This is a genomic window from Ramlibacter algicola (genome assembly GCF_016641735.1).
GTDB lineage: Bacteria > Pseudomonadota > Gammaproteobacteria > Burkholderiales > Burkholderiaceae_C > Ramlibacter > Ramlibacter algicola.
Window position 1 is genome coordinate 1,947,223 of record NZ_JAEDAO010000001.1, and the last position, 19,774, is coordinate 1,966,996.

Genomic DNA, 19,774 nt, shown 5'->3' on the forward strand with positions numbered 1-19,774 from the left:
GGCGGGTCCCCGCCTCCGCGGGGACGACGGAGTGGGCTAGATCAACCGCTCGTCCGGCCGCGTGATCTTCTTCAGCGGCTTGTGCACCGGGTGCTGCGCCAGCAGCGGCGTCTCGGTGTGGGCGTCGTCCCAGACCGGGTCCTCGAGGCTGTCGAACACCTCGCGCAGCTTCTGGCCCCAGCTGGTGTGCAGCATCCGGTAGTACGGGTTGTTGTGGTCCAGGCAGGCCATCTTGTCGGTCTGGAACCGGTCGACCTCGTACACGCACAGGTCCAGCGGCGGGCCGACGGACAGGTTGGACTTCATCGTCGAATCCATCGACACCAGCGCGCACTTGGCGGCTTCGGCCAGCGGCGTCTGCGGCGTGATCACGCGGTCCAGCACCGGCTTGCCGTACTTGGACTCGCCGATCTGGAAGTAGGGCGTCTCGGACGTGGCCTCGATGAAGTTGCCGGCGGAGTAGACCGAGAACAGGCGCATGCCTTCGCCGCGGATCTGGCCGCCGAAGATCAGCGAGATGTTGAACTCGACGCCCGATGCCTTGAGCGCTGCGGCATCGCGGTCGTACACGTGGCGCACCGCCTGCCCGAGCACGCGGGCGGCGTCGAACATGCTGCGCGCGTTCCAGATCGTGATCGGCTCCTTGCCGTCCGCGTCCTTCAGCTGCTCGACCTGCAGGATCTCGCGCACCGACTGCGAGATCGACAGGTTGCCGGCCGTGAGCAGCACCATGAAGCGGTCGTTGGCGCGCTCGTACACGATCATCTTGCGGAAGGTGCTGATGTGGTCCACGCCCGCGTTGGTGCGCGAGTCGGAGAGGAACACCAGGCCTGCATTGAGCTTGATGCCGACGCAGTAGGTCATGGTCGTCTTTTCCTGGAGTCGTCATTGCGGACTGGATCCGCAATCCACTCCTGGACATGGATCCCGGCTTTCGCCGGGATGACAGGCCCAGGGGATGACAAGGTTAAGGGGTGTCCAGTTTCTTCTTCAGCGCATACAGCGCGTCGAGCGCTTCCCGCGGGCTCATGGTATCCGGGTCGAGCTGGCCCAGCGCTGCCTCCACCGCGCTCGGCGCGGCCGCGGCCACCTCGGGCGGCGTGGCGAACAGGTCGACCTGCTCGCGCGCCAGGTGCTGCTGTTCTTCCAGCCGCTGCAGCGCCGCCTGCGAGTGCTTGACCACCGCGGCGGGCATGCCGGCAAGCCGCGCGACCTGGATGCCGTAGCTGCGGCTGGCCGGGCCGGGCTGGATCTCGTGCAGGAACACGATGTCGGTGCCGGACTCGGTGGCGCTCACGTGCACGTTGACGGCCGCGTGGTGCTGCGCCGGGAACTCGGTGAGCTCGAAGTAGTGGGTGGCGAACAGCGTGAACGCCTGCGTGCGATCGTGCAGGTGCGACGCGATGCCGGCCGCGAGCGCAAGGCCGTCGAAGGTCGACGTGCCGCGGCCGATCTCGTCCATCAGCACCAGCGACTGCGGCGTCGCGGCGTGCAGGATCTGCGCGGCCTCGGTCATCTCCAGCATGAAGGTCGACTGCGCGTTGGCCAGGTCGTCGGCCGCGCCGATGCGGGTGTGGATCGCGTCCATCGGCCCGAGGCGGCAGGCCTGGGCGGGCACGTACGAGCCCATGGCGGCCAGCAGGCACACCAGCGCCACCTGGCGCATGTAGGTGCTCTTGCCGCCCATGTTGGGGCCGGTGATGACCTGCATGCGCTGCTTGGGACCCAGGCGCGTGTCATTGGCGATGAACGAGCCGCCGGTGGTCTCGGCCAGGCGCGCTTCGACCACCGGATGCCGGCCCTGCACGATCTCGATGCCGGGCTCCCGGGTGAACTGCGGCCGGCACCAGTTCAGGGTCAGCGAGCGTTCGGCCAACGCGCACAGCGCATCGAGCGAGGCGATCGCGCGCGCCAGGCGGGTGAGGGCGGGCACGTGCGGTTGCAATGCGTCGAGCAGCTGCTCGTAGAGGAACTTCTCGCGCGCCAGTGCGCGTTCCTGTGCGGACAGCGCCTTGTCCTCGAACGCCTTGAGTTCCGGGGTGATGAAGCGCTCGGCGTTCTTGAGCGTCTGGCGGCGGCGGTAGTCGGCCGGCACCTTGTCGAGCTGCCCCTGCGTGACCTCGATGTAGAAGCCGTGCACGCGGTTGAACTGCACCTTGAGGTTGGCGATGCCGGTGCGCTCGCGCTCGCGTGCTTCCAGTTGCAGCAGGAAGCCGTCGGCGTTGTCCTGGATCGCGCGCAGCTCGTCCAGCTCGGCGTCGAAGCCGGTGGCGATGACGCCGCCGTCGCGCACCAGCGCCGCGGGTTCTTCCATCAGGCAGCGCGCCAGCAACCCGGCGCAGCCGGCCGGCGGATGCAGGTCCTTGCGCAATTGCTCCAGCAGCGCGGTCGCCGGTTCGACGGACGCGGCGAAGTGGGCGGCCTTCTCCAGCGATTGCCGCAGGCCGACCAGCTCGCGCGGACGCACCTGGCGCAGCGCCGTGCGGGCGGTGATGCGCTCGACGTCGCTGGTGCCCTTGAGCTCCTCGCGCAGCCGCTTGAAGCCTCCGGCGCGCAGCAGCTCGATGGCATCGTGCCGCTGCGTGGCCTGCGTGCGATCGCGGCGCGGCTCGAGCAGCCAGCACTTGAGCTGGCGGCTGCCCATGCCGGTCATGCAGCTGTCCAGCAGGGAGAAGAGGGTGGGGCTGTCCTCGCCGCGCAGGGTCTGCACGAGCTCGAGGTTGCGCCGGGTGGTGATCGGCAGGTCGATCAGCTCGTCGTCGCGCTGCACCTGCAGGCTCTGCACATGCGACAGCGCGCGGCCCTGCGTGTGCTCGGCGTACGTGAGCAGCGCGGCTGCGGCGGCGTGCGCATGCACGAGCGTATCGGCGCCCCAGGCTTGCAGCGTCGACGCGTTCAGCTGCTCGAGCAGCTTGCGCAAGCCCAGGCCTTCGTCGAACTGGAACGCGGGCCGTTCCGTCATCGACACGTCGCCGGCGAAGCGCAATGCGCGCAGGCGTTGGCGGAAGGTGTCGGTGACGTCGCTGCCGTGCAGCAGCTCGCTGGGCCCGATGCGGGCGATCCAGCCCTCGAGCTCGTCGCCGGCGCACTCGGCCAGTTGCAGTGCCCCCTGCGTGACGCTCAGCCACGCCAGGCCGCAGCGGTGGCGCGAGCCCTGGTGGACGGCCAGCAGCACGGCTTCGGACTTGTCGGCCAGCAGTTCGGTGTCCGTCAGCGTCCCCGGCGTGACCACGCGCACGACCTTGCGCTCGACCGGTCCCTTCGACGCGCCGACGTCGCCGACCTGCTCGCAGATGGCGACCGATTCGCCCTGCTTGATCAGCCGTGCGAGGTAGCCCTCGACCGAGTGGAAGGGCACGCCCGCCATCACGACCGGCTCGCCATTGGAGTTGCCGCGCCGGGTGAGCGTGATGTCGAGCAGGCGCGCGGCCTTCTCCGCATCGCCGAAGAACAGCTCGTAGAAGTCGCCCATCCGGTAAAACACGAGCGTGCCGGGGTACTCGTGCTTGATGGCCAGGTACTGGGCCATCATGGGCGTGTGGCCCGACAGGTCGGGGGTGCCGCCGCTGGGCGGCTCGGTGCGCAGCATGTCGCTCGGGGAGGGGTGGTCGGACGGGGAGGCTCCGATGGTACGGGAGGCCGCCGCCACCTCAGCCGCAAGCCGGTCCGGCGGCGGGAAATCCTCGCAGCGGTGTGGCATGGATCGCGCCCGCCGACACGAATGGCCCGTTCGGGCTCCGCGCAGCACGGATGCCATGCGGCGGACCCGTCCTACAGCGCCGGGGCGGGTCCGTGGCGACAGTGGGTCCCAACAAATTGCTGTCGCCGTTCAGGGAGTCGAATTACATGTCCAGCAAGCCCGGGGAGTTCGTGGTGGTGCCGCAGCACCAGCTTGGCTACCTCAAGACGATCTGCTCCGCCGCAAGCCGTGCCGCGGCGCGGGCCCAGGAAAGCGCCGCCGCCGCGCGGCTCGAGTTGGCCGATGCCGTCACCGGCGGCCTGAAGCCGTCGCAGCTGCAGCACGCCTGGCGGCTGCACCGCGAGGCGATCCAGAAGATGAACATCGTGCTGTTCTTCGGCCAGCTGTACGTCGCCGCCTTCCGCAAGCACTCGCCCCAAGGCCCGACGCTGTCCTGGAACGGGCGCTGAGGTTGCGCGGCGCCGTCGCGCCGCTTCGTGAGCTGTCCGAACGCAGAGGACGCAGAGGGAAGACAGAGGACGCAGAAGAAGTCCCAGAATACTTTCTGGTTTTCTCCGTGCTCTCTGTCTTCCCTCTGTGTCCTCTGCGTTGAGCAGCTCGCCTCAGGTGCCCGGTTCGGCCGCCCGCTCCAGCACGGAATGGCGCCGCAGCGGCAGGTGCTGCGGGTACTCGCGGGCCATGAAGGCCAGCAGGCCTTCGCGCACGCGGCAGCGCAGGTCGAACGCCTTGCCGGAGTCGGCGGCGGAGACCAGCACGCGGATCTGCATCGTGGTTTCGGTCGTGTCGGTGACCTGCACGACGAAGACGCGGCGGTCCCATTCGGGGGCTTCCTCGACCAGGCGCTTGCCCTCGGCCCGAAGGGCCTCGACGGGCATCGCGTAGTCGACGCTCAGGAACACCGTCCCCAGGATCTCCGAGCTGCTGCGGGTCCAGTTCTGGAACGGGTTCTCGATGAACCACTGCAGCGGGATGATCAGGCGGCGCTGGTCCCAGATGCGCAGCACGACGTAGGTGCCGGTGATCTCCTCGACGCGGCCCCATTCGCCGTTGACGATCAGCACGTCGTCCAGGCGCAGCGGCTGCGCCAGCGCGAGCTGCAGGCCGGCGATCAGGTTGCTGAACACCGGCCGCGCGGCCAGGCCGCCGATGATGCCCAGCACGCCGGCCGAGGCGAGCAGGCTGGCCCCCACCTGGCGCGCGCCCGGGAAGGTCATGAGGATCATCGCCGCGCCCGCGATCAGCACGACGGTCATCGCGCTGCGGGCCAGCACGCGCGCCTGCGTGTGGATGCGGCGCGCCTGCATGTTGTCTTCCACGTCGACCGGGTGCCGCGCGATCACGCCCGTTGCCACGCCGCGGATCGCGGCCATCGCCAACCACGTCAGGGCGGCGATCAGCAGCAGGCCGTTGATGTGCCGCACGTGGCCGATCTCGCGCAGCGTGTCGGGTGCGACCTGCCACACGAGCTGCAGCGCGAACAGCGGCATGGCGGCGCCGGCGGGCTGCTCCATCGCGGTGAGCACGGCATGCAGCACGGGCGCCTGCCGCGTCGCGCGGCGGGCGAGGTGGCCGCCCACGTGGTGGACGACCAGCGCGACCACGACCGCGGCGAAGGCCAGCGAGACGGTGGCGAGCCAGGGATCGCGCTGCAGGAGGTCGGTGACGAGGGTGGCAGCGTTCAAGCGGCGGGCCTCCTCACTCGTCGGCGGGCTGGTCGGTGCCGGCGGCCGGCGCGTCCTGCGCAGCGGCGGCATCGGCTTCGCGCGGCTCGCCCAGGCCCGGTGCGGGCGGCAGGCCCTGGCGCACCGCGGCCTTGTCGCCGGCGGCGGCAAACTTGCTGTACTTGGAGAGCATCGACACGAGCTGGCCGTACACGCGCGGGTTGCCCGCGACGCATTCCTTCTGCTCGAGGAAGTCCGGCTCGCCGGTGAAGTTGCCCACCAGGCCGCCGGCCTCCGTGACCAGCAGCGAGCCAGCGGCGACGTCCCAGGGCGAGAGGCCGGTCTCGAAGAAGCCGTCCGTGTAGCCGGCGGCGACGTAGGCCAGGTCGAGCGCGGCAGCGCCCGGGCGGCGCAGGCCGGCGGTGCGCTGCATCACCTCGGCCATCGCGCGCAGGTACAGCTGGAAGTTGTCGCCGGGCCGGAACGGGAAGCCGGTGGAGATGAGGCAGCGCGCGAGTTCGGTGCGCTTGGACACGCGGATGCGGCGCTCGTTGAGGTACGCGCCGCGGCCACGCGTGGCCGTGAAGAGGTCGTTGCGCGTGGGATCGAAGATGACGGCCTGCTCGACGCGCCCCTTCACCGCCAGCGCGATGCTGACGCAGTAGACGGGGAAGCCGTGGATGAAGTTGGTGGTGCCGTCCAGCGGATCGATGATCCACACATGGTCGCTGCCCTGGCGGCCATGCTGCTGCCCCGATTCCTCGGCCCAGATGGCGTGGTCGGGGTAGGCCTGCAGCAGCGTCTCGATGACGACCTGCTCGCTCGCGTGGTCGACTTCGGTGACGAAGTCGTTGACCTGCTTCTGCGAGACGCGGACCGATTCGATGTCCAGCGCGGCGCGGTTGATGATGGCGCCGGCGGCGCGTGCGGCCTTGACGGCCACGTTGAGCATGGGGTGCAGGTTGGGGGACGGCATGGATTGTGTGGACTTGCGGGCGCGCGGCGCGGGCCCGTGGGTTCGAAGAGCGTGCGACGGCCCGGCGATGCGGGCGGCGACAATGCCAGCGATTTTACCCGCCCCACCCATGACCACGCGTTTCGTCCTGATCGGCACCAGCCACGCCGGCAACGTCGGTGCCACCGCCCGCGCGATGAAGGTGATGGGCTTCGACGACCTGGTGCTGGTCGCGCCGCGCTGGGACGACGTGCTGGCGCGGCAGGAAGCCATCGATCGGGCCAGCGGCGCCACCGAGGTGCTGGCCAAGGCGCGCATCGTGGCGACACTGGACGAGGCCGTCGAAGGCGTGGACGTGCTGTGCGCCACCGCGATGACGCCGCGCGACTTCGGCCCGCCGACCTCGACGCCGCGCGAGCACCTGCCGACGCTGGTCGGCCGGCGTGTGGCCTTCCTGTTCGGGTCCGAGCGCTACGGCATGCGCAACGAGGACGTGTACCGCTGCCACGTGGCGCTGACGATCCCGACCGCGGCCGACTACGGCTCGCTCAATCTCGCGGCGGCGGTGCAACTGGTCGCGTACGAATGGCGGCTGGCGCTCGGCGGGTTCGACGTGAAGCCCTCGGCACCACCGGTCGTGGCGGCCGATGCGAAGGCGGTGAGCGGGATGCTGGCGCACTGGGAAGAGGCGCTGGTGGCCATCCGCTTCCTCGATCCGGCGGCGCCCAAGAAGCTGATGCCGCGCCTGCACCAGATGTTCAATCGCGCGCAACCGACCCCGGAGGAAATCCACATCCTGCGTGGTGTCGCCAAGGCCATGCTCGAAGCGGCGAAGAAGGGGACGCCCTAGACTGGCCGGACAGAAGCACATCACTTCCAGTCATGTTCGACGGCCTCCGCAGCGACATCCAGTGCATCCTCGACCGCGACCCCGCCGCCCGCGGGCCGTGGGAGGTGCTCACCTGCTATCCCGGCTTCCACGCGCTGGTGCTGCACCGGCTGGCGCATGCGTGCTGGACGCGTGGCCTGCGCTGGCCGGGCCGCTTCGTGTCGACGGTCGCGCGCTGGTTGACCGGCATCGAGATCCATCCCGGCGCGCGCATCGGCCGCGGCGTGTTCATCGACCACGGCATGGGCGTCGTGATCGGCGAGACGGCCGAGATCGGCGACGGCTGCACGATCTACCAGGGCGTGACGCTGGGCGGCACCTCGCTGGAGCGCGGCGCCAAGCGCCATCCCACGCTGGGCCGCAACGTGGTCGTGAGCGCGGGCGCGAAGGTGCTCGGGAGCTTCACCGTCGGTGATGGCGCGGTGGTCGGCGCGAACGCCGTCGTGATCCGGCCCGTGCCCGCGGGTGCGACGGCGGTGGGCATTCCGGCGCGGATCATCCGGGCCGAGGACAAGGGGGAGCGGAAGGCGTTCGCGCCTTATGGCGCCACGCAGGCCGGGGACCCGGTCAGCGAGGCCATGCGCGGCTTGATCGACAACGCCGCGTCGCACGAGCACCAGATCGCTCAGCTGTGGCAGGCGATCGAGCGGCTGCAGATGAAGCAGGGCGAAAGGGCGCGGGTCCATTGATCCGTCATTCCCGCGAAGGCGGGAATCCAGCGCTTCCGCCTTCGTCCCGATTGGGATGGAAGCGATGGGTCCCCGCCTCCGCGGGGACGACGAGTCAGTGGCCGAACGAGGCCTGGAGCAGCGCCGCCGCCCGCAAGCACAGCGCGTCCTCGCCCACGGGCGCGACCACTTGCACGCCCATCGGGAACCCGTTCACGCCCTTGGCCCCCGGCACGCTCACGCACGGCACGTGCAGCAGCGTCCAGGCACGGTTGAACGTGGACGCTCCGGTGGAACCGTACCCCGCGGGCGGTTCGTCGGGCGCGCTGGGCGCGAGCAGCACGTCGATGCCGTCGAACAGCTGCTGCAGCTTCCCGCGTCCCGCCGCGGCCGTCGCCTGCCCCTGCTCGTACGCGCGGTCGTCGACCTCCTGCGCATCGCGCAGGTAGTCGCGCAGCACGGCCGACAGCTGGTCGGCATGGAACTCGAATTCGTCGCGCAGCGCGCGCACGGCTTCCCAGCCCTGGACGGCGTCGTGCGCCTTGTGCACGTCGGCGACCCACGCCGGCAGATCCACGTCCTTGACGGTCACGCCGGCCGCGCGCAGCTTGTCGCGCGCCGTCTCCAGCGCAAGCCGCGCACTGGGCGTGAGCTCGCCGAAGGGGTAGGACCAGGCGATGCCGACCACCGGCTTCGCGCCCTGCGACGTCCAGGTGCGGCCGCTGAGGGCCGACGCCCAGCGCGCCATGTCCGTGACGCGTTGCGTGAAGAGCCCGACGGTGTCCAGCGACCACGAAAAGGGCTTGAGGCCCGGCGTCGGCAAGGCGCCGAACGTGGGCTTGAAGCCGACCACGCCGCAGTACGAGGCCGGCCGGATCACCGAGCCACCCGTCTGCGTGCCGATGCCCAATGGCACCAGGCCAGCAGCCACGCTGGCCGCGGAGCCCGCGGAGGAGCCGCCCGGCGTGCGGCCGGCGGCATTCGGGTTCAGCGTGGGCGCCGGATTCAGGAATGCGAACTCGGTCGTGGCGGTCTTGCCGACCACCACGCCGCCGGCGCGCCGGACCGCCTGCACGATGGCCGCGTCCAGCCGAGGCTGGTGGCCGGCGAACAGCGCCGAGCCGTACTGCGACGGCAGCGCCGCGGTGTCGAAGATGTCCTTCACGCCGACGGCCAGGCCTTGCAGCGCGCCGCGATGCGCCAGCGCGCGATCGAGCTCGCGTTGCGCGCCGGCCGTGTCGTGCACGGCGACGAACGACTTCAGCCCGCCATCCCGCGCGGCGATGTCCGCCAGCGTGCGCTGCAGGTCGTCGCGCGCGCTCATGCGGCCGCCTTCGGCGCGCGGGTCGCGCTCTTGGGCCGGAACGCCTTGCAGACGTCGTCGTGTGTCTCGAGGTAGGGGCCGCCGATCAGGTCGATGCAATACGGCACGGCCGCGAAGATGCCCGGGACGACCGACTTGCCGTCGGCATCCTTCAGGCCTTCGAGCGTCTCCTGGATCGACTTCGGCTGGCCGGGCAGGTTGATCACCAGCGATTCGCCGCGAACGACCGCGACCTGGCGCGACAGGATGGCGGTCGGCACGAAGCGCAGGCTGATCTGCCGCATCTGCTCGCCGAAGCCGGGCATCTCCTTGTGCGCGATCGCGAGCGTCGCCTCGGGCGTGACGTCGCGTCGCGCCGGGCCGGTGCCGCCGGTGGTGAGCACCAGCGCGCAGTGGGCGTCGTCGACCAGTTCGACAAGCGCGGCGCTGATGCGGTCCTGGTCGTCGGGGATCAGGCGCGGCTCGAACGTGATCGGGTTCTTCAGCGCACGCGTGAGCCAGTCCTTCAGCGCCGGCAGGCCCTTGTCCTCGTAGACGCCGGACGAGGCGCGGTCGCTGATGGACACGATGCCGATGCGCACCGGGTCGAAGGCGATGTCACTCATGCTGCAGCTGCTCCTTCACGAGCTGGAAGATCTCGCGGTACGCGCGCCCGTGCCGCGGCACCAGGCCGCGCGAGATCTCGTCCTGGCTGGGTTGGCGCTCCTTGCGCGCCTGGCGGATCAGGGCGCGCAGTTGCTGCGTGTCGGTGTCCGGATGCGCGTCCAGCCACGCCTGCAGCGCCTCGTCGCGCTCGACGAGGTCGTCGCGCCACTGCTCGGCCTCGTGCAAGGCCTGGCTTTCGCGCGCGGACCCATGGCGTTGCTCGTCGAGGGCGGCGCGCGCGGCGGCGAGCTCGTCCTCGTCGAGCTGGCGCATGAGCTTGCCGACGTACTGCATCTGGCGCCGCTTGCCTTCGAAGTTGGTGATGCGGCGCGCTTGCGCCATCGCCTCGACCAGCTTCTCGGGCAATTGCAGGCGCTCGAAGAGTTCGGCGCGCAGCGACATGAGCTGCTCGCCCAGCTTCTGCAGCTCCTCGCTTTCGCGCTTGAGCTCCGTGCGGCTGTTGTCCTGGAAATGCTTTTGTTCGGCCTTCAACTGCAGGTCCAGTTCGCTGCCTTCGGCGACGAACTGGCCGCGCACGAAGTAGCCTTTCTTCGGTTTGCGTGACATGGTGAGGGAGGAGGGCGCGGCCCGGCGCGACGGGTGGCCGCAAGTATCATAGCCCCCCCATGAATGCAGCCCAGCGCGCCGGCACCGGCTTCTCGTACACGCGTGACACCTTCGAACAGCTCGTCGACCGGGCGCTGGAGGTCGCCAGGAAGCTCGGGGCCACCGACGCGGGCGCCGAAGCGTCCGAGGGCTGCGGCCTGTCGGTGTCGGTGCGCAAGGGCGAACTCGAAAACGTCGAGCGCAACCGCGACAAGTCGCTGGGCGTCACGGTCTACATCGGCCAGCGTCGCGGCAACGCCAGCACCTCCGACTTCTCCGACGCGGCGATCGAGCAGACGGTGAAGGCCGCGTACGACATCGCGCGCTTCACCGCGGAAGACCCGGTGGCCGGCCTGCCCGACGCGGACGACATCGCGCAAGCCAGGGAGCAGCCGGACCTGGACCTGTTCCATCCGTGGAGCGTCGACAGCGAGGAAGCCGCACGCATCGCGCTCGCATGCGAAGCAGCTGCATTCGCCACCGACAAGCGCATCACCAACAGCGAAGGCGCCGGCGTGTCGGCGCAGCAAAGCCATTTCTTCAGCGCCCACACGCGCGGCTTCCGCGGCGGCTATGCCAGTTCGCGCCACTCGATCTCGGTGGCGCCGATCGCGGGCAAGGGCGACGCCATGCAGCGCGACGCCTGGTACACGTCGATGCGCTCGCCGCAGGAACTGTCCGCGCCGGAAGCCGTGGGCCGCTACGCCGCCGAACGTGCGCTGTCGCGCCTGAAGTCGCGCAAGATTTCCACGCGCGAGTGCCCCGTGCTGTTCGAATCGCCCCTGGCCGCCGGCCTGCTGGGCGCGTACGTGCAGGGCACCAGCGGTGGCGCGCTGTACCGTCGCAGCAGCTTCCTGGTGGATTCGCTGGGCAAGGACGTGTTCGCCAAGCACCTGGACATCGTCGAGGACCCGCACGTGCGCCGGGGCAAGGGCAGCGCGCCGTTCGACGAGGAGGGCGTGCGCACCAACGCGCGCAAGGTGGTCGACGCCGGCCGCGTGCAGGGCTACTTCCTGTCGAGCTACTCGGCGCGCAAGCTGGGCATGAAGACCACCGGCAACGCGGGCGGCTCGCACAACCTGTCGCTGACGTCGCGCCGTACCAAGCAGGGCGATGACCTGCCGGAGATGCTGCGCAAGCTGGGCACCGGCCTGTTCGTGATCGAACTGATGGGCCAGGGCGTGAACTACGTGACCGGCGACTATTCACGCGGCGCGAGCGGCTTCTGGGTGGAGAACGGCCAGATCGCGTTCCCCGTGCAGGAGATCACCATCGCCGGCAACCTGAAGGACATGTTCCGCGGCATCGAAGCCGTCGGCGCCGACGTCTACAACTACGGTGCCAAGAGTGTCGGCTCGGTCCTGGTCAACCGGATGAAGATCGCGGGCTCGTAGCCCGCTGAAGACGGACTCCCGAACGCAGAGGACGCAGAACAGCGCAGAGATCGCAGAAGGAAACCATCCAAGGTTTTCTTCTTTCTGCGACTTCTGCGCTTCTTCGGCGACTTCTGCGTTTGGGAGTTTTGGGCGTTCAGCCCGCCAGCGCCGCCTTGACGGCTGCGGACACCTGGCCCATGTCGGCCTTGCCCGCCAGGCGCTGCTTGGCGGCGCCCATGACCTTGCCCATGTCGCCCGGGCCCTTGGCGCCGACTTCGGCCACGATCGCCTTCACTTCGGCGGCGACTTCGTCGGCGGACAGGCGGGCGGGCAGGTAGGCCTGCAGCACCGTCACTTCGGCGGCTTCCTTGTCGGCCAGGTCCTGGCGGCCGGCCTTGGTGAAGGCATCGATGCTGTCCTTGCGCTGCTTGATCAGCTTGTCGACGATGCCGACGACGGCGGCGTCGTCCAGCTCCACGCGCTCGTCCACTTCCTTCTGCTTCATCGCGGCGGTCAGCAGGCGGATGGTGCCCAGGCGGTCGGTGTCCTTGGCGCGCATGGCGGCCTTCATGTCCTCGGTGATGCGATCCTTCAGCGGCATGGGGTGCTCCTGGCGATGGTGGAAACGAAACAGCCTGCCTGGGCGTCCCCGGGCAGGCTGTGTAGCGGGTGCGAGCCCGAAGCTTTAGTAGAGCTTCTTGGGCAGCTGCATGCTGCGCACGCGCTTGTAGTGGCGCTTGACCGCGGCCGCCTTCTTGCGCTTGCGCTCGGCGGTGGGCTTCTCGTAGAACTCGCGCGCGCGCAGTTCCGTCAGCAGGCCCAGCTTTTCGATGGTGCGCTTGAAGCGGCGCAGGGCCACGTCGAAGGGCTCGTTTTCCTTGACTCGAATCGTCGTCATTGAATCCAGTGTTCGTTTCTGTCGCCGCGGGAGGATCGAGAGCCCGCGGCTGGGGGTCCCCGACTGAAAGTCGATCAGGCCGTCGGGGTTTGCCGGCAATGAAGCCCGCGATTATAGCCGGACGCGCAGACCCGGCAAATGGTCACCTGCGGCGCGCCCAGATGCACCGGGCACCTTCGCTTGCAGACGGCGACGGGAAGGGCATGGCGCAGCGTTTACAGTTCGCCTTCCAACCATGCCGCCTATCTCTGCCACTCCCGCCCCGGCCGCCCCCGCGCAGCCGTCCGCCGCACCCGGCTCCGGCCGCGTGCTGGTGGTCGACGACAACGCCGACGCCGCCGACACGCTCGCCGAGCTGCTGCAACTGCTCGGCTACGTCACCACAACCGCCGGCGACGCCGAGCAGGCGCTGCGCAAGATCGACGAGTTCAAGCCGAACCTGGCCCTGTTCGACATCGGCCTGCCCGGCACCGACGGCTACGAGCTGGCGCGCCAGGTGCGCGCGCGCCCCGACGGCGCCACCTTCCGCCTGGTGGCGCTCACCGGCTACGGGCAGGAGAGCGACCGCGCCCGCGCGATGGAAGCCAAGTTCGACGAGCACCTGGTCAAGCCGGTCGCCATCGACGACCTGACCTCGGTCATCAGCCGCCTGCTGGGTTGACCGTGGAGCCTGCACGGCACTGAAACGGGCCTGCGTTGGGCCGAGAAGGGGGTGCAGGCTAGGCGCGGTCGCGGGTCCAGCCTGGCCGGCTGGACCCGTGGCCGTAACGACGCATGGACCCCCTTATCGGCCCAACCCGAAGGGCCGGGGCTTGCAACCGCGCCATGCGTCGTTACGGGCTCCTTGTGTACATCGAGTACACCGCCTCGCCCGCGTCTAGCCTGACGCGGCTCCAAGTCCCGGCGCAGGCCCGTTTCAGTGCCGTGCAGGCTCCGCAGCCATTCCGTGGGCACAGGCCCACGCGCTGGCCCAGGCCCACTGGAAGTTGTAGCCCCCCAGCCAGCCGGTCACGTCGACCACCTCGCCGATGAAGTACAGCCCCGGCTGGCGCGACTCCATGGTCTGCGACGACAGCTCGCGCGTGTCGACGCCTCCGGCCGTGACCTCCGCCTTGCGGTAGCCCTCGGTGCCCGCGGGCACCAGTTCCCAGTTCGCGATGTCGTGGGCGAGCGCCGCCAGCGCCTTGTCGGCGGCCTCCACCACGGGCCGCTGCAGGGTGGGGCGCCCTTGCATCCACGCATCGGCGAGCCGTTCGGGCACGAGCGTGGCCAGTTCGTTGGCGACCAGCTTGCGCGAGCGCAGCTTGGCGTCCGCCAGCGCCGCGGCGACGTCGGTGGCCGGCGCCAGGTCGATGCGGATCGGCGTCCCCGGCGCCCAGTAGCTGGAGATCTGCAGCACCGCGGGGCCTGACAGCCCGCGGTGCGTGAACAGCAGGTCCTCGTCGAAGGCCATCGCCGCCTTCTTGCTTCCGGTGGCGATGCGCACCGGCAGCGCCAGGCCGGCCAGGCCTGCGTAGGGCGCCCACGACGCGCCCTCGAACGTGAGCGGCACCAGCGCGGGCCGCGGCGGCACCAGCTTCAGGCCGAACTGCGCCGCGATGCGGTGGCCGAAGTCGCTCGCGCCGATCTGCGGGATCGACAACCCGCCGGTGGCGATGACCACGCGGGGCGCGCTGGCCACCCCACGGTCGGTGTCGATCTCGTACCCGTCGCCGGCCGTCCGGACCGCGCGCACGGCGCAAGGCTGCCAGCGCTCGACGCCGCCGGCGCCGCATTCGGCCAGCAGCATCTGGATGAAGTCGTCCGAGCTGCGGTCGCCGAACAGCTGGCCCTTGTGCTTCTCGTGGAAGGCGATGCCGTGCCGCCGCACCAGGCCGATGAAGTCCTCGGCCGTGTAGCGCGACAGCGCCGAGCGGCAGAAGTGCGGGTTGCCGCCCAGGAAGTGCTTGTGCGGCGCGCGCGGGTCGAGTTCGCGGTTGGTGAAGTTGCAGCGGCCGCCGCCGGAGATGCGGATCTTCTCGGCGACCTTGGCCGCGTGGTCCACCAGCAGGACCTTGAGCCCGAGCTGGCCGGCGACCCCGGCGCAGAACAGGCCGGCGGCGCCCGCGCCGACCACGATGGCGTCGAAGCGTTGGGGGCTGGTCGTCATGGGCCGCGCAGTGTAGCCGCGGCTCCCACCCCGGAATTCGGCAGCCTGTCACGGCTTTCCGGCAGTTCGTCGCATCCCGCTGGTTCCGGCCCGAGCCCGGCCGTAGAGTTCCTGGGACGGGTCTGGCGACCCGCTCGCGCAGGGAGATCGCCCCGCGCGGGCGCGTATCATCGCGGCCCCACCGGGCCGATGAGCAGTTGCCATCGGCCTTTGCCATTTGGAGGAGAAGAACGACATGCGATTGCTGATGCTGGGAGTGCTGTGTGGCTGCCTCGCGCTGGCGGGCTGCAACCGGCAGGCCGACGCGAAGGCGGGGCCCAAGGAGCCGTCGGCGCTGCTGGTCGGCCCCGAGGACGTGCTCGTCCTGCGTGCCGGCACGCTGGTGTCCGGGCCGCTGATCACCGGCACGGTGCAACCCGAGCGCCGCGCCGACCTGCGCGCGGAGATCTCCGCGGTCGTCAAGGAAGTCCTCAAGGAGAACGGCGACCCGGTGAAGAAGGGCGACCTGCTGGTCCGCCTGGACGACACCGCCATCCGCGACCTGATGGTGTCGGCGCAGGAGTCCGAGCGCTCGGCCCGCCAGGCCTACGAGCAGGCCGAGCGCCAGCTGCAGCGCCTGACCACCCTGCGCGCATCCGGCATGGCGTCCGCGCAGCAGCTCGAGGACGCCGAGATCCGCCGCAACACGACCCAGAGCGACCACGTCGCGGCCAAGGCCCGCACCGTGCAGGCGCGCCAGCAGCTGCAGCGCACCGAAGTGCGCGCGCCGTTCGACGGCATCGTCGCCGAGCGCAAGCTGTCGGTCGGCGACACGGCGGCGGTCGGCAAGGAACTGCTGAAGGTGATGGATCCGCGCACGCTGCGCCTGGAGGGCCTGGTGTCCGCCGACGCAATCCAGTCCGTGCAGCGCGGCCAGGTCGTCAACTTCCGCGTCAACGGCTTCGGCGACAAGGACTTCACCGGCAAGGTGCGCTTGGTCAGCCCGGCCGCCAACCCGATGACCCGCCAGGTGGAGGTGCTGGTCGACGTCGACGAGGCGCTGCCGCGCATGTCGGGCCTGTACGCACAGGGCCGCATCGCCACCCAGTCCGGCGCCGCGCTCACCCTGGGTGCCGCATCGCTGGTGCGCGTGGGCGAGAGCGCCTGGGTCTGGCGCATCAACGACGGCAAGCTGCAGAAGGTGGCGGTGGCGCTGGGCGAGCGCGACGCGCGCAGCGGCGAGTACGTGGTCCGCAGCGGCGTCGCCGCCGGCGACCGCCTGCTGCGCACGCCGATCGCGACGCTCAAGGAAGGCCAGGCCGTGCAGGAGCCGCCCGCCGGCGTCGCGGCGGCCGCCGCGTCCGCTTCGAGCGCGGTGCGGTAAGCCATGTTCCTCTCCGACTTCAGCATCCGCCGGCCGCTGTCGGCGGTCGTCATCGTCCTGATGCTCATGGCGCTGGGCCTGCTGGCCCTGCAGAAGCTGCGCGTCAACGAGATCCCCGACGTCGAGCAGCCCGTGCTCGTGGTTCAGATCGCCTACCCGGGCGCTTCGCCCGAGACGGTCGAGCGCGAGATCATCAACCGCCTCGAGAAGGCGATGCAGGGCATCAGCGGCATCTACGAGGTGCGCTCCACCGCCCGCGACGGCCTGGCGCAGATCGTGCTGATCTTCAACTTCAGCAAGAACATGATCCAGGCGTCGGAGGACGTGCGCAACGCGATCTCCACCGTGCGCTACAAGCTGCCCATCGAGATGCGCGAGCCGGTGCTCTGGCGGCAGGACCCGGCCGCCCAGCCGGTGATCGAGCTGGCGCTGTCGTCCACGACGCAAAGCCATGCGGTCATTTCGCGCATGGCCGAGGACGACCTGGCCGACCGCCTGCGCGCCATCGACGGCGTCGCGACGGTGGACGTCAACGGCTCGCTGCGCCGCGAACTGTCGGTGCTGCTGCGCGCCGACCGCCTGCGCGAGTACGGCATCTCGGTCGCCGAAGTGGTCGAAGCCGTGCGCAGCCAGAACGCCAACGCGCCGGTCGGGCGCGTCGTCGGCCCCTTGCGCGAGCAGAGCATCCGCCTGGTGGGCCGCATCGAGAACCCGGCCGAGTTCGGCCAGATCATCGTGCGCCGCCGCGGCAACGAGGTCGTGCGCCTCGCGCAGCTGGCCGAGACCAAGGACGGCTTCGCCGACGTGACCAGCCACAGCCTGCGCAGCGGCCAGCCCAACGTCGGCCTGCAGGTCACCCGCTCGCGCGAGTCGAGCACCGTGTCCGTCGCCGCCCGCGTGCGCAAGCTGGTGCAGGAGATCCAGCCGACGCTGCCGCAGGGCACCAAGCTGGAAGTGATCCGCGACGGCGGCGAGGACGCGCAGGCCAACCTGAACAACGTGATCGAGGCGCTGGTGCTCGGCGCGCTGCTGACCGTGGTCGTGGTGTACGTGTTCCTGAACTCGTGGCGCTCGACGCTGATCACCGCGCTGTCGCTCCCGACGTCGGTGATCACCGCGTTCATCGCGGTGTGGCTGTGCGGCTTCACGCTGAACATGATGACGCTGCTGGGGCTGTCGCTGGCCATCGGCGTGCTGATCGACGACGCCATCGTGGTGCGCGAGAACATCGTGCGCCACATGGAACATGGCCTGGACCGCAAGACGGCCGCCAGCGTCGGCACGGCGGAGATCGGCCTGGCCGTCGCGGCCACCACGTTCTCGATCGTCGCCATCTTCATCCCCGTCGCCTTCATGCCCGGCGTGGCGGGCGAGTGGTTCCGGCCGTTCGCGCTGACCGTGGCCTGCTCGGTGCTGGTCAGCCTGTTCATCTCGTTCACCCTCGACCCGATGATCTCGGCGTACTGGGGCGACCCGCTGCCGCACGAACGCGCGCCGCGCAAGGCGATCGGCCGCGCGCTGGAGCGCTTCAACGCCTGGTTCGACCACCAGGCCGACCGCTACGGCAACGTGATCGCCTGGGCGCTGCACCACCGCCGCTGGATGGCATTCGCCGCCGTCGGCAGCCTGGCGCTCGCCCTGGGGCTGCACGCGAAGTTCGGCGGCTCCAGCTTCCTGCCGCTGCAGGACGCCGGCACCATCGTGATCGAGGTGCGCACGCCCGCGAGCGCCAGCCTGGACTACGCGCGCATGAAGGTCGAGAAGGCCGCGGAACTCGCGCGCTCGCTGGCCGAGACCAAGGCCACCAACAGCTATGTGAACCCGGGCGGCGGCCGCGTGTGGGTCGACCTGGGCAAGCGCAAGACGCGCAAGCGCACGGCGCAGCAGGTCGCGGTGGAATTGCGGCAACTGGTCGGCCGCCTCGCGGGCGCCGAGTACGTGGTGCTCGACGACGTGAACAACGGCCCGCGCAAGCCGGTGCAGATCCAGTTCTACGGCCAGGACGCCCGCACGCTGCTGGGCATCACCGAGGGGTACATGGAGCAGCTGCGCAAGGTGCGCGGCGCGGTGGACGTCGGCCTGTCCGAGTTGCCGCCCAAGGACGAACTGCGCGTCGAGCTCGATCGCGGCCTGGCCAACCAGCTGGGCATCTCGGTCAACGACGCGGCGCAGGCGCTGCGCGTCGCGTTCGCCGGCATCGAGGTGGGCGACTGGGTGGACCCGGGCGGTGAAGCGCGCGACGTCGCGGTGCGCCTGCACAAGGACGACCGCGTCGATCCCGAGAACCTCGAGCGCCTGCCGATCGCGGTGGGGACCACCGGCATGGTGGTGCCGCTGAACCAGGTCGCCCGCGTGACCATGGGCACGGCGCCGGCGCAGATCCAGCACCTGGACGGCCGCCGCATGATGGCGGTGTCCTCCAACGTCGAAGGCCGTGCGCAGGGCGAGGTGATCCAGGACGCACTGAACCTGGCCAAGCAGATGAACTTCCCGCAGGGCTACGGCGTGGTGCTGGGCGGCTCGGGCAAGGACCAGAAGGAAGTGTTCGGCGCGATGCTGAGCGCGCTGCTGATGGGCGTCGGCCTGATGTACCTGATCCTCGTGATGCAGTTCGGCTCATTCACGGCCCCGCTGGGCGTGATGCTGTCGCTGCCGCTGTCGCTGGTCGGCGTGGTGCTGGGGCTGCTGGTCACCGGCTCGACGCTGAACCTCATGAGCTTCATCGGCGTGATCATGCTCATGGGCCTGGTCGCCAAGAACGCCATCCTGCTGCTCGACGCCACCCGCGCCCGCGAGAAGGCCGGCGAGGATCGGGAGGCTGCGCTGATGGCCGCCGGTCGTGCGCGCCTGCGCCCGATCCTGATGACCACGTTCGCGCTGATCGCCGGCATGCTGCCGGTGGCCATCGGCGCGGGCGACGGCGGCGAGTTCTACCGCCCGCTGGCCATCGCCATCATCGGCGGCACGACGACGTCGACGCTGCTGACGCTGCTGGTGGTGCCCGCGTTCTACGACTCGATCGAGATCGCCCGCGACCGCCTGGTGGCCAAGTTCCGCGCCCGCGAAGCCGCCCACGGCTCCACGCTGGCTGGCGTGCAGACCGGTGTCGAGGCGGTGTTCACGGTGCTGATGCTGCGGTTCCTCTACCGCGTCGTCCTCTGGGCGGTCGGCCGGCGGCCGAATCCGTTCAAGCGGGCCGTCGCTGAGCCGGCGCTCGGGGCCGGTGTGATGGCGGCGTCGGTCTGAGGATTGGAAAAGGGGGCGCAGCGCCCCCCTTTCTCTTTGTCATTCCGGCGGAAGCCGGAATCCATGCTCGTATCACCCGGGTGCTGCTCGCGCGAGCCGGCGAGCGCATCAGGCGGTGCCTGCCGGGTCCTCATTCTCCGTCTCTCCGTTGCGCGGTCCGCCGCTTTCGCGGCGGCCTCTGCGAACAGTCGTGCTGTGCTTGGCGGGCGCGGGGCCACGCGGTCCGAACTCGCTGTGCGCTGCGCGCACTGCTCAAACAGGGCCCGCGAGTCAGTAGGCAGCCAACCCCGCGCC

General features: G+C 70.1%; 17 protein-coding genes. 7 read left to right on the plus strand and 10 right to left on the minus strand.

Annotation, left to right across the window (positions count from 1 at the left end):
• Nucleotides 1–36 precede the first annotated feature (36 nt).
• Together I8E28_RS09515 and mutS are read right to left on the minus strand one after the other, a co-directional pair.
• Complete coding sequence (locus I8E28_RS09515; RefSeq protein WP_200787740.1) at nucleotides 37–864, minus strand: proteasome-type protease; 828 nt, start codon at nucleotides 862–864, stop codon at nucleotides 37–39.
• Between the two features lie 103 nt (nucleotides 865–967).
• Nucleotides 968–3,589 carry a DNA mismatch repair protein MutS gene (gene mutS / locus I8E28_RS09520; protein WP_200787741.1) on the minus strand — a complete coding sequence of 874 codons (2,622 nt, stop codon included), beginning with the start codon at nucleotides 3,587–3,589 and terminating at the stop codon, nucleotides 968–970.
• A 257-nt stretch (nucleotides 3,590–3,846) separates the two neighbouring features.
• On the opposite strand from mutS, the gene I8E28_RS09525 reads away from it, so the two are divergent.
• Nucleotides 3,847–4,149: a hypothetical protein gene (locus tag I8E28_RS09525; protein ID WP_200787742.1), complete on the plus strand. Its 303-nt coding sequence runs from the start codon at nucleotides 3,847–3,849 to the stop codon at nucleotides 4,147–4,149.
• Between the two features lie 153 nt (nucleotides 4,150–4,302).
• Here I8E28_RS09525 and I8E28_RS09530 read toward each other — a convergent pair whose 3' ends face one another.
• Together I8E28_RS09530 and I8E28_RS09535 are read right to left on the minus strand one after the other, a co-directional pair.
• Nucleotides 4,303–5,382 (minus strand): mechanosensitive ion channel family protein, encoded by a 1,080-nt coding sequence (locus I8E28_RS09530; protein ID WP_239027213.1) that lies wholly within the window; start codon nucleotides 5,380–5,382, stop codon nucleotides 4,303–4,305.
• A gap of 13 nt (nucleotides 5,383–5,395) precedes the next feature.
• Entirely contained in the window at nucleotides 5,396–6,337 is a 942-nt protein-coding gene (locus I8E28_RS09535) for an inositol monophosphatase family protein (protein WP_200787744.1), read from the minus strand.
• 109 nt (nucleotides 6,338–6,446) lie between these two features.
• On the opposite strand from I8E28_RS09535, the gene I8E28_RS09540 reads away from it, so the two are divergent.
• Both I8E28_RS09540 and cysE read left to right on the plus strand, forming a co-directional pair.
• Nucleotides 6,447–7,166 (plus strand): RNA methyltransferase, encoded by a 720-nt coding sequence (locus I8E28_RS09540; RefSeq protein ID WP_200787745.1) that lies wholly within the window; start codon nucleotides 6,447–6,449, stop codon nucleotides 7,164–7,166.
• A 32-nt stretch (nucleotides 7,167–7,198) separates the two neighbouring features.
• Nucleotides 7,199–7,894, plus strand: coding sequence for a serine O-acetyltransferase (gene cysE, locus I8E28_RS09545; RefSeq protein ID WP_200787746.1), 696 nt, complete (start codon nucleotides 7,199–7,201; stop codon nucleotides 7,892–7,894).
• 94 nt (nucleotides 7,895–7,988) lie between these two features.
• On the opposite strand, the gene I8E28_RS09550 is transcribed toward cysE, so the two are convergent.
• Genes I8E28_RS09550 through yjgA form a run of 3 tightly spaced genes read right to left on the minus strand, consistent with a single transcriptional unit; the run spans nucleotide 7,989 to nucleotide 10,409 of the window.
• The gene (locus I8E28_RS09550; protein WP_200787747.1) at nucleotides 7,989–9,197 is read right to left on the minus strand and encodes an amidase; all 1,209 of its coding nucleotides are present in this window, start codon (nucleotides 9,195–9,197) and stop codon (nucleotides 7,989–7,991) included.
• On the minus strand, nucleotides 9,194–9,802 hold the full coding sequence (gene mog / locus I8E28_RS09555; RefSeq protein ID WP_200787748.1) for a molybdopterin adenylyltransferase: 609 nt from the start codon (nucleotides 9,800–9,802) through the stop codon (nucleotides 9,194–9,196). The genes I8E28_RS09550 and mog overlap by 4 nt, the downstream gene beginning before the upstream one ends.
• Complete coding sequence (yjgA, locus tag I8E28_RS09560) at nucleotides 9,795–10,409, minus strand: ribosome biogenesis factor YjgA (protein ID WP_200787749.1); 615 nt, start codon at nucleotides 10,407–10,409, stop codon at nucleotides 9,795–9,797. The genes mog and yjgA overlap by 8 nt, the downstream gene beginning before the upstream one ends.
• Before the next feature lie 59 nt (nucleotides 10,410–10,468).
• Here yjgA and pmbA point away from each other — a divergent pair, with 59 nt between their 5' ends.
• On the plus strand, nucleotides 10,469–11,842 hold the full coding sequence (gene pmbA / locus I8E28_RS09565; RefSeq protein WP_200787750.1) for a metalloprotease PmbA: 1,374 nt from the start codon (nucleotides 10,469–10,471) through the stop codon (nucleotides 11,840–11,842).
• Nucleotides 11,843–11,978: 136 nt separating this feature from the next.
• Here the strand turns inward: pmbA and I8E28_RS09570 are convergent, their stop codons facing one another.
• On the minus strand, nucleotides 11,979–12,425 hold the full coding sequence (locus tag I8E28_RS09570; protein WP_200787751.1) for a GatB/YqeY domain-containing protein: 447 nt from the start codon (nucleotides 12,423–12,425) through the stop codon (nucleotides 11,979–11,981).
• A gap of 84 nt (nucleotides 12,426–12,509) precedes the next feature.
• Complete coding sequence (gene rpsU / locus I8E28_RS09575; RefSeq protein WP_012346814.1) at nucleotides 12,510–12,722, minus strand: 30S ribosomal protein S21; 213 nt, start codon at nucleotides 12,720–12,722, stop codon at nucleotides 12,510–12,512.
• A 235-nt stretch (nucleotides 12,723–12,957) separates the two neighbouring features.
• Here rpsU and I8E28_RS09580 point away from each other — a divergent pair, with 235 nt between their 5' ends.
• Entirely contained in the window at nucleotides 12,958–13,383 is a 426-nt protein-coding gene (locus I8E28_RS09580) for a response regulator (RefSeq protein ID WP_200787752.1), read from the plus strand.
• Between the two features lie 255 nt (nucleotides 13,384–13,638).
• Here the strand turns inward: I8E28_RS09580 and I8E28_RS09585 are convergent, their stop codons facing one another.
• Nucleotides 13,639–14,871, minus strand: coding sequence for a BaiN/RdsA family NAD(P)/FAD-dependent oxidoreductase (locus I8E28_RS09585; RefSeq protein ID WP_200787753.1), 1,233 nt, complete (start codon nucleotides 14,869–14,871; stop codon nucleotides 13,639–13,641).
• A 235-nt stretch (nucleotides 14,872–15,106) separates the two neighbouring features.
• On the opposite strand from I8E28_RS09585, the gene I8E28_RS09590 reads away from it, so the two are divergent.
• Both I8E28_RS09590 and I8E28_RS09595 read left to right on the plus strand, forming a co-directional pair.
• On the plus strand, nucleotides 15,107–16,234 hold the full coding sequence (locus I8E28_RS09590) for an efflux RND transporter periplasmic adaptor subunit (RefSeq protein WP_200787754.1): 1,128 nt from the start codon (nucleotides 15,107–15,109) through the stop codon (nucleotides 16,232–16,234).
• 3 nt (nucleotides 16,235–16,237) lie between these two features.
• Nucleotides 16,238–19,480, plus strand: coding sequence for an efflux RND transporter permease subunit (locus I8E28_RS09595; RefSeq protein WP_200787755.1), 3,243 nt, complete (start codon nucleotides 16,238–16,240; stop codon nucleotides 19,478–19,480).
• Nucleotides 19,481–19,774 lie beyond the last annotated feature (294 nt).